Origin of the sequence: Pseudomonas sp. AN3A02, assembly GCF_011765255.1 — a bacterium.
GTDB lineage: Bacteria > Pseudomonadota > Gammaproteobacteria > Pseudomonadales > Pseudomonadaceae > Aquipseudomonas.
This window is the reverse complement of sequence record NZ_JAARNI010000001.1, coordinates 1,075,501-1,088,649: the sequence shown is the minus strand read 5'-3', so window position 1 is coordinate 1,088,649 and position 13,149 is coordinate 1,075,501. Positions and strand designations below refer to the sequence as shown.

Genomic DNA, 13,149 nt, shown 5'->3' with positions numbered 1-13,149 from the left:
GCCCGCGTCATGCAGTTGATTGAACATGCCGATTCGCCACGCTCCATCCGTTTGCACGCGCTGGATAACGTGGTGATTGTGGTCAACGACCAGGGTGTACCGGCGGGAACCGAGTTTCCCGACGGCCTGGTGACGGTGGATTTCATTCCCCAAAGCCACAAGGTGACCCTGGAAGACATCCCCGAAGGCGGCCGGATCATTCGCTACGGCCAGACCATCGGTTATGCATTGCGCCCGATTCCTCGCGGCAGTTGGGTCCAGGAAGATCAACTGCGCATGCCCACCGCGCCACCGCTGGACAGCTTGCCGCTGTCCACCGAAGTGCCCGAGGCCCAGGCGCCTCTGGAGGGTTTTACCTTCGAGGGATATCGCAATGCCGACGGCACCGTCGGCACGCGCAATATCCTCGGCATCACCACCACGGTGCAGTGCGTCACGGGCGTGCTGGACCATGCGGTGAAGCGCATCAAGGACGAGTTGCTGCCCAAGTACCCGAACGTCGATGACGTGGTGGCGCTGACCCACAGCTACGGCTGCGGCGTGGCGATTACGGCCACCGACGCCTACATCCCGATTCGCACTGTGCGCAATTTGGCGCGCAACCCGAACCTGGGCGGTGAAGCCCTGGTGATCAGCCTGGGTTGTGAGAAATTGCAGGCCGGGCAGGTGATGCATGACAACGACAGCTCGGTGGATCTGAGTGAGCCGTGGCTGTATCGGTTGCAGGACTCCAGCCACGGCTTTACCGAAATGATCGAACAGATCATGGCATTGGCCGAAACACGCCTGAAGAAACTCGACCTGCGCCGGCGGGAAACCGTCCCGGCGTCGGAGTTGATTCTTGGCATGCAGTGCGGTGGCAGTGATGCGTTTTCCGGCATTACTGCCAACCCGGCGTTGGGTTATGCCTCGGATCTGCTGCTGCGGGCGGGCGCGACGGTGATGTTTTCCGAAGTGACCGAAGTGCGCGATGCCATCTACCTGCTGACTTCCCGTGCAGAAAACCAGGATGTAGCCCGGGAGCTGGTGCGGGAAATGGACTGGTACGACCGCTACCTGGCCAAGGGCGAGGCAGATCGCAGCGCCAACACCACGCCGGGGAACAAGAAGGGTGGGTTGTCGAATATCGTCGAGAAGTCGCTGGGTTCTATCGTCAAGTCGGGCAGCAGTGCGATCAATGGCGTGCTTGGCCCGGGCGAGCGGTTCAATCGCAAGGGCCTGATCTTTTGCGCCACGCCGGCCAGTGATTTTGTGTGCGGTACGTTGCAGTTGGCGGCGGGGATGAATTTGCATGTGTTCACCACCGGGCGCGGCACGCCCTATGGGCTGGCGATGGCGCCGGTGGTGAAGGTCTCGACGCGGACGGAGCTGGCCCAGCGTTGGCCGGACCTGATAGATATCGACGCCGGGCGGATCGCCACCGGGCGCGCGACCATCGAGGAATTGGGCTGGGAGTTGTTCCACTTCTATCTGGACGTGGCCAGCGGCAAGAAGCAGACGTGGGCGGAGCAGCACAAGCTGCATAACGACATTACGTTGTTCAACCCGGCGCCGATTACCTGATCTGTCCACCGAGAGTGCTTTTTGTGGCGAGGGAGCTTGCTCCCGCTGGGGTGCGAAGCGCCCCCAAAAATGGGACTGCTGCGCAGTCCAGCGGGAGCAAGCTCCCTCGCCACAGGGTATTTACAGCTCGGGACTGTCGCTTAACTGACTGGCATTAGGGCGAGCTCCCACCATAAGGGCGCTAGGTGGCATATCATTAGCCACCTACCGACGCCCACCCAAGGTTCTCCCCGGCATGCTGGCTATCTTCCTACAAACCCTGAACATCACCGCGCCGGTGTTTGCCATGCTGTTCCTGGGCGTCCTGCTCAAGCGCATCAACTGGATCAACGACAACTTTATCCACACCGCCTCATCTCTGGTGTTCAACGTCACCATGCCGGCGTTGCTGTTCCTCGGGATTCTCCACGCCGACCTGCATTCGGCCCTCAAGCCCGGCCTGCTGATCTATTTCGCCGTCGCCACGATGTTGAGCTTCGCCCTGGCCTGGGGCTGGGCGATCTTTCGGTGCCCGCGTGTAGACCGTGGCATTTACGCCCAAGGCGCATTTCGCGGTAACAACGGGGTGATCGGCCTGGCCCTGGCGGCCAGCATGTACGGCGACTACGGGATTTCCCTTGGCGCGGTGCTCGCGGCGCTGGTGATCCTGTTCTACAACACCCTGTCGACCATCGTGCTGGCGGTGTACAGCCCGGTGATCAAGTCCGACCCGTGGAGCATCTTCAAAAGTGTGCTGGCCAACCCATTGATCATCAGCGTGATCGCAGCGGCGCCCTTCGCGTATTTCCAGATCGGCTTGCCTGGCTGGCTGGAATCTTCCGGGCAATATTTGGCGGACATGACCTTGCCATTGGCATTGATCTGCATCGGCGGCACGTTGTCGCTGGCGGCACTGCGCAAAAGCGGGGACATGGCCCTGAGTGCCAGCCTGATGAAGATGATCTGGCTGCCGGTGCTCGCTACCTTTGGCGCGTGGCTGCTGGGGTTCCGTGGGCCGGAGCTGGGGATTCTGTTCCTGTACTTCGGTGCGCCCACGGCAGCGGCCAGTTTTGTCATGGCACGGGCGGCGGAGGGCAATCATGAGCTGGCGGCCGCGATTATCGTGATCACCACCTTGATGGCGGCGGTGACCACGAATATCGGGATTTTCGTGCTGCAGGCGGGCGGCTGGATCTAGGCGTCTTTCTGGTAGCTGTCGATCACTTCCTGAGCGGCGCGGAAAGCGTCAATCGCCGCCGGCACGCCGGCATACACCGCACAATGCAGCAGCGCCTCGCGAATCTCCTCCACGGTGCAACCGTTGTTCAGTGCGCCGCGCACGTGGCCCTTGAGCTCTTGCGGGCACTTCAGCGCGGTGAGCGCGGCGAGGGTGATCAGGCTGCGGGTTTTCAGCGGCAAGCCTTCGCGGTTCCACACGCTGCCCCAGGCATGCTCGTTGACGAAGTCCTGCAGCGGCTGGCTGAACTCGGTGGCATTGCCCAGCGCCCGATCGACAAACACATCACCCATCACCTGACGGCGCATTTCAACGCCGGGCTTTTTCTGTTCGGTCATTGCGATTCCCTCTTGTGTTGGCGGCGCCAGGCTCGCAGCGAGGTGAACAACAGGAAAGCCACCAGCGCTGGCAGGACGTAATACAGCATCAGTTGTTCAAGCTTGTTGGCCAGCGGCATGCCGAAGGTGAACGACACCACATGCAGCCCGTACACCAGGTACAGGCCCAGGAACACCAGGCCTTCCGCCCGAGTGACGCGGTAGCCCGAATAAAACACCGGCAGGCACAGTGCGATCACGCCAAGCATCACCGGCAAGTCGAAATCCAGGGCGTTGGGCGACACTGACAGCGGCGAGGGCGCCACCAGGGCAGTAAAACCCAGCACCCCAAGCAGGTTGAACAGATTGCTGCCGATCACGTTGCCCACGGCAATTTCCCGCTGGCCGCGCAGGGCGGCGATCAACGAGGTGGCCAGGCAGGGCAGGGAAGTGCCGACGCCAATCAGCGTCAGGCCGATGATGCGCTCCGACAGCCCGAGGTCAGAGGCCACGTCCACTGCAGCGCCCAGGACCAGATGCCCGGCGAGTACCAGGATCAACAGCCCGCCGATCATCAGCAGCACGCTGCTCAGCCACGGCGCTTGCACCACGGTGTCCCGGGTGCGGGGGCGGCGGGAATGGCGGGTCTGGTAGAGCAACACGCTGAGGTAGGCAATCAGGGCCACCAACAGCAACAGGCCATCGACCGGAGTCAGCTCTTCATTGGCGGCGAGCACAAACACCAGCAGGCTGGCGAGGATCATCATCGGGATGTCCAGGCGCACCAGTTGCCGCGAAACCCGCAGCGGAATGATCAGGGCTGCCAGGCCAAGGGTCACGAGGGTATTGAAGATACTGCTGCCGATCACACTGCCGACGGCGATGTCGGTGTTGTCCGCCAGGGTGGCTTGCAAACTGATCGCCATCTGTGGCGCGCTGCTGCCGAAGGCGACGATGCTCAGGCCGATGATCAGTGGGCGCACCTTGAGGCTGGCCGCCAGGCGCACGGCGGCGCGCACCAATACTTCGGCTCCGAAGATCAACAGCAGCAGGCCGCTGATCAGTTCGATCACGCTAAAGGGCGAGAGGGCGGTTAATGCGGAAATGGCCAGGGCTCCGTCGGTCAGTTGCTGAGGGCTTGCACGCGAACACGTGCGGTGCCGCTGCTTATCATACCCAGCTGTGCGGCGGCTTTGCGTGAAAGGTCGATCAGACGTCCACGGGTGTGCGGGCCGCGATCGTTGATGCGGACAACGACGCTTCTGTTGTTGTCGAGGTTGGTGACCCTCACTTGCGTGCCGAAGGGCAGGCGACGATGGGCGGCGGTCAAGGCATTCTGGTTGAACGGTTCACCGCTGGCAGTACGGTTGCCGTGGTGTTTGGCGCCGTAGTAGGAAGCGGTGCCGGTTTCGTCGTAGCCGTTGGGGTCGATGAGGCCGCTGGCGCAGCCGGCGAGCAGAGAGAACAGGGCCAACAGGCCGAGTAGACGCTTCATTCAAGGTGTCCCCGATGATCGTTCCCACGCTCTGCGTGGGAATGCAGCCGATGACGCTCCGCGTCACAAAAGCGGACGCAGAGCGTCCTGTGAGGCGTTCCCACGCGGAGCGTGGGAACGATCATTGGATCAGCCTTCGAGTTTGCTTTTCAGCAGTTCGTTGACCTGTTGCGGGTTGGCCTTGCCTTTGGAGGCTTTCATCGCCTGGCCGACAAAGAAGCCGAACATCTTGCCGCGCTTGGCCTCATCCGCCGCACGGTATTGTTCAACCTGCTCGGCGTTGGCCGCCAGCATCTCGTCGAGCACTGCCGAAATCGCGCCGCTGTCGGTGACTTGCTTCAGGCCGCGCTTTTCGATGATCTCGTCAGCGTTGCCTTCGCCTGCGGCCATGGCTTCAAACACGGTCTTGGCGATTTTGCCGGAGATGGTGGTGTCCTTGATCCGCAGCAACATGCCGCCCAATTGCTCGGCCGATACCGGTGCCTCGTCGATTTCCAGGCCCTGTTTGTTCAACAGGCTGCCCAGCTCAACCATCACCCAGTTGGCCGCCAGTTTGGCGTCGCCGGCGATGCTCACGACTTTTTCGAAGTAGTTGGCTTGCTCGCGGCTCGACGCCAGCACGCTTGCGTCGTACACCGAAAGACCGAACTGCTCCTGGAAACGCTCGCGTTTTTGCGGCGGCAGTTCCGGCAGCGTGGCGCGTACGTCAGCCAGGAACGAGTCCTCGATGACTACCGGCAACAGGTCCGGATCGGGGAAGTAACGGTAGTCGTTGGCTTCCTCCTTGCTGCGCATGGCGCGGGTTTCGTCTTTGTTCGGGTCGTACAGGCGAGTCTGCTGGATCACCTTGCCGCCGTCTTCGATCAGTTCGATCTGGCGACGCACTTCGGTGTTGATCGCCTTCTCGATGAAACGGAACGAGTTGACGTTCTTGATCTCGCAGCGGGTGCCGTACTCGACCTGGCCTTTTGGCCGCACCGACACGTTGCAGTCGCAACGCAGCGAGCCTTCGGCCATGTTGCCGTCGCAGATGCCGAGGTAGCGCACCAGCGCGTGGATCGTCTTGACGTAGGCCACGGCTTCCTTGGCACTGCGCATGTCCGGCTCGGAAACAATCTCCAGCAGCGGAGTACCGGCGCGGTTCAGGTCGATGCCGGTGGCGCCGTTGAATTCCTCATGCAGGCTCTTGCCGGCATCTTCTTCCAGGTGCGCACGGGTCACGCCGACACGTTTGATGGTGCCGTCTTCCAGCGGGATGTCCAGGTAGCCCTTGCCAACGATCGGCAATTCCATCTGGCTGATCTGGTAGCCCTTGGGCAGGTCCGGGTAGAAGTAGTTCTTGCGGGCAAACACGTTGTGCTGGCCGATCTCGGCATCGATGGCGAGGCCGAACATCACCGCCATGCGCACCGCTTCCTGGTTCAGCACCGGCAGTACGCCGGGCATGCCCAGGTCTACCAGGCTGGCCTGGGTGTTGGGCTCGGAGCCGAACGTGGTGGCGCTACCGGAGAAAATCTTCGATTGGGTGGCGAGCTGGGTATGAATCTCCAGCCCGATCACGACTTCCCATTGCATAGTGTTCTCCTCAGAAGCCGGTAGGGGTGCGAGTGTGCCAGTCAGTGTTCAACTGGTACTGGTGCGCCACATTGAGCAGGCGGCCTTCCTGGAAATACGGGGCGAGCAGTTGCACGCCCACCGGCAAACCGTCGACAAAGCCAGCAGGCATGGACAAGCCCGGCAGACCGGCGAGGTTGGCGGTGATGGTGTACAGGTCTTCCAGGTACTCGGCGATCGGGTCGCCGGTCTTGGCACCGATCTTCCAGGCCGGGTTCGGCGTGGTTGGGCCGAGGATCACGTCGACTTCATTAAAGGCTGCCATGAAGTCGTTCTTGATCAGGCGACGGATCTTTTGCGCCTTGAGGTAGTACGCGTCGTAGTAACCCGCCGACAGGGCGTAGGCACCGACCATGATCCGGCGTTGTACTTCCACGCCGAAACCTTCGCCTCGGGAGCGCTTATAAAGGTCGGTGAGGTCTTTCGGGTTTTCGCAGCGGTAACCGAAACGCACGCCGTCGAATCGCGACAGGTTGGAGGACGCTTCTGCCGGGGCGATCACGTAGTAGGCAGGAATCGCGTGCTGGTTGTTCGGCAGGCTGATTTCCTTGATCACGGCGCCGAGCTTTTCCAGCTCCTTGACGCTGTTGTGCACCAGTTCGGCGATGCGCGGGTCGAGGCCGGCGCTGAAGTACTCTTTCGGCACGCCGATGCGCAGGCCTTTGATCGAGGTATTCAGGCTGGCGCTGTAGTCCGGCACAGGTTCATCGATGCTGGTGGAATCCTGCGTATCGAAGCCTGCCATGCCTTGTAACAAAATTGCGCAGTCTTCAGCGGTGCGAGCCAGAGGGCCGCCCTGGTCGAGACTGGAAGCGTAGGCAATCATGCCCCAGCGGGAAACGCGACCGTAGGTCGGTTTCAAACCGGTGAGGTTGGTGAACGCGGCCGGTTGGCGGATCGAACCGCCGGTGTCGGTGGCCGTGGCGGCAGGTAACAGACGAGCGGCAACCGCTGCTGCCGAACCACCGGACGAACCGCCTGGCACGTGCTCAAGGTTCCACGGGTTTTTCACCGCGCCGTAGTGGCTCGACTCGTTGGCCGAGCCCATGGCGAATTCGTCCATGTTGGTCTTGCCCAGGGTCACAGCCCCGGCAGCAGCCAGCTTGGCGACCACGGTGGCGTCGTAGGGCGCCTTGAAATTGTCGAGCATCTTCGAGCCGCAGCTGGTGCGAATGCCCTGGGTGCAGAACAGGTCTTTGTGGGCAATCGGCGCACCCAACAGGGCGCCGTTCTCACCGTTGGCGCGACGTGCGTCGGCGGCCTTGGCCTGGCTCAGGGCCAGCTCTTCGGTGATGCTGATGAAGCTGTTGACCTTGGGGTCCAGCTCGGCGATACGCGCCAGCAGGGTCTTGGTCAGCTCTTCGGAAGAAAACTTTTTGTCGGCGAGACCGCGGGCGATCTCGGCCAGAGTCAATTGATGCATTGCAGGCTCTTTCCCTTTAGTCGATGACTTTCGGAACCAGGTACAGGCCGTTTTCGACCGCTGGCGCGATGGACTGGTAGGCCTCGCGATTATTGCGCTCGGTCACGACGTCGGCGCGCAGGCGCTGGCTGGCTTCCAGCGGGTGAGCCAGGGGCTCGATGCCGTCGGTATTCACGGCTTGCATTTGGTCGACCAGCCCGAGAATGCTGTTCAGGGCTGCGGTGGTCTGTGGAAGATCGGCTTCATTGAGGCCCAGGCAGGCCAAATGAGCGATTTTTTCCACGTCGGAGCGTTCAAGCGCCATGGGATTCTCCAGTGGAAAACAGAACGGAAGCTATCCGTGTGTTAGATTGTAGGAACACTACCGCATTTCTACGGTCATATGGCCGCGATTGTGGGGGTTGGTGCACAGAAAGTCGGCCAATTTAGCACATTGGCGCCTTGCCCAAAATCCCTGTCGTTGTTAGAGTTTGCCGCACTTTTTTACCCACGCGTTGCCTAGGGTCCCTTTCCCATGTTCAAGAAACTGCGTGGCATGTTTTCCAGCGATCTTTCCATCGACCTGGGCACTGCCAACACCCTTATTTACGTGCGCGAGCGCGGTATCGTTCTGAATGAGCCATCGGTTGTGGCCATTCGGACCCATGGTAATCAGAAAAGTGTCGTTGCCGTTGGCACCGAGGCCAAGCGCATGCTTGGCCGAACACCGGGCAACATCGCTGCCATTCGTCCGATGAAGGATGGCGTGATTGCCGACTTCAGCGTCTGCGAGAAGATGCTGCAGTACTTTATCAACAAGGTTCACGAAAACAGCTTTCTGCAGCCCAGCCCTCGTGTGCTGATCTGCGTTCCGTGCAAGTCCACCCAGGTGGAGCGTCGTGCCATCCGTGAATCGGCCCTTGGCGCCGGTGCCCGTGAAGTGTTCCTGATCGAAGAGCCAATGGCGGCTGCGATCGGTGCCGGCCTGCCGGTTGAAGAAGCGCGCGGTTCGATGGTGGTGGATATCGGTGGTGGTACCACTGAAATCGCCCTGATTTCCCTCAATGGTGTGGTGTATGCCGAATCCGTACGGGTTGGCGGCGACCGCTTCGACGAAGCGATCATCACCTACGTGCGTCGTAACTACGGCAGCCTGATCGGCGAATCCACCGCCGAGCGCATCAAGCAGGAAATCGGTACCGCTTACCCGGGCGGCGAAGTTCGCGAAGTTGATGTTCGCGGTCGCAACCTGGCCGAAGGCGTTCCACGTGCCTTCACCCTGAACTCCAATGAAGTGCTGGAAGCTCTGCAAGAGTCCCTGGCCACCATCGTTCAGGCTGTGAAGAGCGCCCTGGAGCAATCGCCTCCGGAACTGGCTTCCGATATCGCCGAGCGTGGCCTGGTACTGACCGGTGGTGGCGCCTTGCTGCGCGACCTCGACAAGTTGCTGGCCCAGGAAACCGGTCTGCCAGTGATCGTCGCTGAAGACCCGCTGACCTGCGTCGCCCGTGGCGGTGGCCGTGCACTGGAAATGATGGATAAACACACCATGGACCTGCTCTCCAGCGAATAAGCGTTTGCTGGGTTGCCCATGTTTCGCTCACAGGCAGCACTTTGCAGTGCTGCCTGTTGGCGTTTATCTTCTTCAATCTGCATCCAGGCCGGTTTGATGCCGTATGAATAAAGAAAACATTTGCCTGGGAGGAGCGGCTTATTAAACCGCTTTTTTCCAAAGGCCCCTCATTGGGCGTGCGCCTGTTGGTGCTGGTCGTGCTATCGGTTGCGCTGATGGTGGTCGATGCCCGCTTCACACTGCTCAAGCCAGTGCGTAGCCAGATGTCGCTGGTCCTGATGCAGACTTACTGGATCACCGACCTGCCGCAGCGTCTCTATCAGGGTGTGGCCAGCCAATTTGGCAGCCGTACCGAACTGGTGGCCGAGAACGAAAAACTCAAGACCGAAAACCTGCTGTTGCAGGGGCGCATGCAAAAGCTGGCGGCCCTCACCGAGCAGAACGTTCGGCTGCGCGAGTTGCTCAATTCCTCCGCGCTGGTCAACGAGAAGGTCGAAGTGGCCGAGTTGATCGGCATGGACCCGAACCCCTTCACCCATCGCATCATCATCAACAAGGGTGAGCGCGACGGCGTGGTCCTTGGCCAGCCGGTGCTCGATGCCCGTGGCTTGATGGGCCAGGTGGTGGAGTTGATGCCATACACCTCCCGCGTCCTGTTGCTGACCGACACCACCCACAGCATTCCGGTGCAAGTTAACCGCAACGGCCTGCGGGCGATTGCCAGCGGTACGGGTAACCCGGAACGCCTGGAGCTGCGTCACGTGGCAGACACCGCCGACATCAAGGAAGGCGACCTGTTGGTGAGTTCCGGCCTGGGTCAGCGTTTCCCTGCGGGCTATCCGGTAGCGACGGTCAAGGAAGTGATCCACGATTCCGGCCAGCCGTTCGCTATCGTGCGTGCCGTGCCGACGGCTGCATTGAACCGCAGCCGTTACCTGCTGCTGGTGTTCAGCGACACCCGCACCCCGGAAGAGCGCGCCAACGAAGCCGCTCAGGCCCAGGAAGCGGAAGACAAGCAAAACGGCACGGCGCCGATCATTCCCGCGACGGTGCCAAAGCCGGCTGCACCCGCCGCCCCGGCAGTGGTTCCGGCAGCCCCGGCAACCCCGGTCGCGACTCCGGTCAAGCCTGTGGCCCATAGCGCACGCCCAGCCAAGCCTGCGGCTGCAACACCTGCCGCTGCCAAACCGCCCGCCGCCACCAAACCACCGGCAGCGGCCCCGGCAACCACTCGGCAGAGGGAAGAATAATGGCCAGTACTCATTCGCGTAACGGCTGGATTGTCTGGCTGACCTTTGCCATCGGCTTGCTGCTCAGCGTTTCGCCGCTGCCGCAATTCATGGAAATCCTGCGTCCGTTGTGGCTCGCCTTGTTGCTGGCGTTCTGGGCCCTGGCGCTGCCGCACAAGGTCGGGATGGTCACGGCCATGTGCCTGGGGCTGATGGAAGATGTGCTGTACGGCACTTTGCTCGGGCAGAACGCGCTGATCCTGACCCTGATTACCTTCCTCGTGCTGTCGCTGCAGCAGCGCCTGCGCATGTTCCCGATGTGGCAGCAATGCCTGGTGATTCTGGTGATCTTCGGCCTGGCGCAGTTGGTACAGCTGTGGCTCAGCGCCTTGACCGGCAATCGCCAGCCGACCCTGGCGCTCGTATTGCCGGCGCTGGTCAGTGCGCTGTTGTGGCCCTGGATCAGTTTTGGCCTGCGTGGGTTGCGTCGTCGCTACAAAATCAATTGAATGGATCGCGAGGCTCTGCCTGGTTATCGAACCCTACAGGGAGAGTCTGCATGAATTCGCTTTACCTGGCCTCGGGCTCCCCGAGGCGACGTGAATTGCTGACACAGATCGGCGTGCCGTTCACCGTCGTCAGCGCTGCCATTGATGAAACTCCCCTCACACATGAATCGCCCGCGTCCTACGTAGAACGCCTGGCGCGCGGCAAGGCTGTGGCCGGTCGCGCGGCTCTGGCCGAAGCCACTGGGGTCTGCGTGCTTGGCGCTGATACGGCGGTAATCCTCGACGGCCAAATCCTCGGCAAGCCCCTGGACCAAGCCGATGCCCTGGCCATGTTGCTGGCCCTTTCTGATCGTGAACATGAAGTGCTTACCGCCATCGCCCTGATTGACGGCCAGCGTTGCGAAACGCAGCTGGTCAGCAGTCGTGTGCGGTTTCGCAAAATTTCAGCGGATGAAGCCACCACTTATTGGCACAGCGGCGAACCCCAGGACAAAGCGGGCGGCTATGCTATCCAGGGCTTGGCGGCGGTGTTCGTCGCCGGGCTCAATGGCAGCTACTCCGCCGTTGTTGGCCTGCCGGTCTGCGAAACCGCAGAACTGCTGGGCCAATTCGGCATACCCTGTTGGCAAAACCTTACCGTGCGCTAAATGCCTTATTCCAGCGCCAAGCCTTAAGCGATCGGTCACTATTGTGAAAACGCCTGAACGAGACCCAGCCATGAGTGAAGAGATTCTGATCAATATCACGCCGATGGAATCGCGCGTGGCGGTGGTAGAGAACGGTGTTCTGCAAGAAGTGCACGTCGAGCGCACCCAAAAGCGCGGGATCGTCGGCAATATCTATAAAGGCAAGGTCGTGCGTGTGTTGCCGGGGATGCAGGCGGCTTTCGTTGACATCGGCCTGGACCGTGCCGCGTTTATCCACGCTTCGGAAATCTCCCTGCGCGAAGGCCCGGCGGTTGAAAGCATCAGCGCCCTGGTGCATGAAGGGCAGAGCCTGGTGGTGCAAGTCACCAAGGACCCGATTGGCTCCAAAGGCGCGCGGCTGACCACGCAACTGTCGATCCCTTCGCGCTACCTGGTGTACATGCCGCGTACTGCCCACGTTGGCATTTCCCTGAAAATCGAAGACGAAGCCGAGCGCGAGCGCCTGAAAAAGGTGGTCAGCGATTGCGTGGCGCTGGAAGGCATCAAGGAGGCCGGTGGCTTTATCCTGCGTACCGCCGCTGAAGGCGCGGGTGCCGACGAAATTCTCATGGACATCCGCTACCTGCGTCGCCTCTGGGACCAGATCGGCGCGCAGATCAAGACCATCGGCGCACCCAGCGTGATCTACGAAGACCTCGGTCTGGCCCTGCGCACCTTGCGCGATCTGGTCAGCCCAAAGATTGAGAAAATTCGCATCGACTCGCGGGAAACCTTCCAGCGCACCACGCAATTTGTTGCCGAATTGATGCCGGAAATCGCTGATCGCCTGGAGCACTACCCGGGCGAGCGGCCGATTTTCGACCTGTATGGCGTCGAAGACGAAATCCAGAAAGCCCTCGAGCGCAAAGTGCCGCTCAAGTCCGGTGGCTACCTGGTGGTGGACCCGGCGGAAGCCATGAGCACTATCGACGTGAATACCGGTGCCTTTGTGGGCCATCGCAACCTCGAAGAAACCATCTTCAAGACCAACCTCGAAGCGGCCACTGCGATTGCCCGCCAACTGCGCCTGCGCAACCTGGGCGGGATCATCATCATCGACTTCATCGACATGGAAGACGAAGAGCACCAGCGCCAGGTGTTGCGTACCCTTGAGAAGCAACTGGAGCGCGATCACGCCAAGACCAACATCATCGGTATTACCGAGCTGGGCCTGGTGCAGATGACCCGCAAGCGCACCCGCGAAAGCCTGGAGCAAGTGCTGTGCGAGCCGTGCAGCAGTTGCCAGGGGCGCGGCAAGTTGAAGACTCCGGAAACGGTTTGCTACGAGATTTTCCGGGAAATCTTACGGGAGGCACGCGCCTATCAGGCCGTGGGCTATAGAGTTCTGGCTAACCAGAAGGTGGTCGACCGCTTGCTGGATGAAGAGTCCGGCAACGTGGCCGAGCTGGAGGGGTTTATCGGGCGCACTATTCGCTTCCAGGTCGAAACCATGTATTCACAGGAACAATATGACGTGGTGCTGCTCTGATTCGCGTTAGCTCTTATCAACGAGACGGGCAGACCTTGATCTGCCGTCCGACTATT

The 13,149-nt window shown here is 61.0% G+C and carries 13 protein-coding genes; 7 read left to right on the top strand and 6 right to left on the bottom strand.

The features are described from left to right. Positions 1 to 9 precede the first annotated feature (9 nt). The gene (gene garD, locus HBJ59_RS05150; protein ID WP_167662904.1) at positions 10 to 1,563 is read left to right on the top strand and encodes a galactarate dehydratase; all 1,554 of its coding nucleotides are present in this window, start codon (positions 10 to 12) and stop codon (positions 1,561 to 1,563) included. Positions 1,564 to 1,798: 235 nt separating this feature from the next. Next, entirely contained in the window at positions 1,799 to 2,740 is a 942-nt protein-coding gene (locus HBJ59_RS05145; RefSeq protein WP_167662903.1) for an AEC family transporter, read from the top strand. On the opposite strand, the gene HBJ59_RS05140 is transcribed toward HBJ59_RS05145, so the two are convergent. The 6 genes from HBJ59_RS05140 to gatC form a co-directional block, all read right to left on the bottom strand. Continuing rightward, positions 2,737 to 3,117, bottom strand: coding sequence for a carboxymuconolactone decarboxylase family protein (locus tag HBJ59_RS05140; RefSeq protein ID WP_003216068.1), 381 nt, complete (start codon positions 3,115 to 3,117; stop codon positions 2,737 to 2,739). The genes HBJ59_RS05145 and HBJ59_RS05140 overlap by 4 nt on opposite strands. Beyond that, positions 3,114 to 4,160, bottom strand: a complete 1,047-nt coding sequence (locus tag HBJ59_RS05135; RefSeq protein WP_076014453.1) for a calcium/sodium antiporter — start codon at positions 4,158 to 4,160, stop codon at positions 3,114 to 3,116. Before HBJ59_RS05135 ends, HBJ59_RS05140 begins: the two co-directional genes overlap by 4 nt. Positions 4,161 to 4,219: 59 nt before the next feature. Then, positions 4,220 to 4,591 carry a septal ring lytic transglycosylase RlpA family protein gene (locus tag HBJ59_RS05130; RefSeq protein ID WP_076014440.1) on the bottom strand — a complete coding sequence of 124 codons (372 nt, stop codon included), beginning with the start codon at positions 4,589 to 4,591 and terminating at the stop codon, positions 4,220 to 4,222. A gap of 129 nt (positions 4,592 to 4,720) precedes the next feature. Beyond that, entirely contained in the window at positions 4,721 to 6,166 is a 1,446-nt protein-coding gene (gatB, locus tag HBJ59_RS05125) for an Asp-tRNA(Asn)/Glu-tRNA(Gln) amidotransferase subunit GatB (RefSeq protein WP_076014439.1), read from the bottom strand. 10 nt (positions 6,167 to 6,176) lie between these two features. Next, entirely contained in the window at positions 6,177 to 7,628 is a 1,452-nt protein-coding gene (gene gatA / locus HBJ59_RS05120) for an Asp-tRNA(Asn)/Glu-tRNA(Gln) amidotransferase subunit GatA (protein ID WP_076014438.1), read from the bottom strand. 16 nt (positions 7,629 to 7,644) lie between these two features. After that, positions 7,645 to 7,932, bottom strand: coding sequence for an Asp-tRNA(Asn)/Glu-tRNA(Gln) amidotransferase subunit GatC (gene gatC, locus HBJ59_RS05115; RefSeq protein WP_003216077.1), 288 nt, complete (start codon positions 7,930 to 7,932; stop codon positions 7,645 to 7,647). A 210-nt stretch (positions 7,933 to 8,142) separates the two neighbouring features. On the opposite strand from gatC, the gene mreB reads away from it, so the two are divergent. The 5 genes from mreB to rng all read left to right on the top strand — a co-directional run bounded on the left by mreB (position 8,143) and on the right by rng (position 13,093). Further along, positions 8,143 to 9,180: a rod shape-determining protein MreB gene (gene mreB / locus HBJ59_RS05110; RefSeq protein WP_002555108.1), complete on the top strand. Its 1,038-nt coding sequence runs from the start codon at positions 8,143 to 8,145 to the stop codon at positions 9,178 to 9,180. A 140-nt stretch (positions 9,181 to 9,320) separates the two neighbouring features. Further along, complete coding sequence (mreC, locus tag HBJ59_RS05105; RefSeq protein WP_167663431.1) at positions 9,321 to 10,430, top strand: rod shape-determining protein MreC; 1,110 nt, start codon at positions 9,321 to 9,323, stop codon at positions 10,428 to 10,430. Further along, the gene (gene mreD / locus HBJ59_RS05100) at positions 10,430 to 10,918 is read left to right on the top strand and encodes a rod shape-determining protein MreD (RefSeq protein ID WP_167662902.1); all 489 of its coding nucleotides are present in this window, start codon (positions 10,430 to 10,432) and stop codon (positions 10,916 to 10,918) included. Before mreC ends, mreD begins: the two co-directional genes overlap by 1 nt. A gap of 50 nt (positions 10,919 to 10,968) precedes the next feature. Further along, complete coding sequence (locus HBJ59_RS05095; RefSeq protein WP_167662901.1) at positions 10,969 to 11,565, top strand: nucleoside triphosphate pyrophosphatase; 597 nt, start codon at positions 10,969 to 10,971, stop codon at positions 11,563 to 11,565. Between the two features lie 70 nt (positions 11,566 to 11,635). Next, positions 11,636 to 13,093: a ribonuclease G gene (gene rng, locus HBJ59_RS05090; protein ID WP_076014435.1), complete on the top strand. Its 1,458-nt coding sequence runs from the start codon at positions 11,636 to 11,638 to the stop codon at positions 13,091 to 13,093. The last annotated feature ends 56 nt before the right edge of the window (positions 13,094 to 13,149 follow it).

What these genes read in the sequence shown, in the direction of transcription:
- garD (WP_167662904.1), top strand. Translation starts at nt 10, where the DNA reads ATGCAGTTGATTGAACATGCCGATTCGCCACGCTCCATCCGTTTGCAC.
- HBJ59_RS05145 (WP_167662903.1), top strand. Translation starts at nt 1,799, where the DNA reads ATGCTGGCTATCTTCCTACAAACCCTGAACATCACCGCGCCGGTGTTT.
- HBJ59_RS05140 (WP_003216068.1), bottom strand. Translation starts at nt 3,117, where the DNA reads ATGACCGAACAGAAAAAGCCCGGCGTTGAAATGCGCCGTCAGGTGATG.
- HBJ59_RS05130 (WP_076014440.1), bottom strand. Translation starts at nt 4,591, where the DNA reads ATGAAGCGTCTACTCGGCCTGTTGGCCCTGTTCTCTCTGCTCGCCGGC.
- gatB (WP_076014439.1), bottom strand. Translation starts at nt 6,166, where the DNA reads ATGCAATGGGAAGTCGTGATCGGGCTGGAGATTCATACCCAGCTCGCC.
- gatA (WP_076014438.1), bottom strand. Translation starts at nt 7,628, where the DNA reads ATGCATCAATTGACTCTGGCCGAGATCGCCCGCGGTCTCGCCGACAAA.
- gatC (WP_003216077.1), bottom strand. Translation starts at nt 7,932, where the DNA reads ATGGCGCTTGAACGCTCCGACGTGGAAAAAATCGCTCATTTGGCCTGC.
- mreB (WP_002555108.1), top strand. Translation starts at nt 8,143, where the DNA reads ATGTTCAAGAAACTGCGTGGCATGTTTTCCAGCGATCTTTCCATCGAC.
- mreD (WP_167662902.1), top strand. Translation starts at nt 10,430, where the DNA reads ATGGCCAGTACTCATTCGCGTAACGGCTGGATTGTCTGGCTGACCTTT.
- HBJ59_RS05095 (WP_167662901.1), top strand. Translation starts at nt 10,969, where the DNA reads ATGAATTCGCTTTACCTGGCCTCGGGCTCCCCGAGGCGACGTGAATTG.
- rng (WP_076014435.1), top strand. Translation starts at nt 11,636, where the DNA reads ATGAGTGAAGAGATTCTGATCAATATCACGCCGATGGAATCGCGCGTG.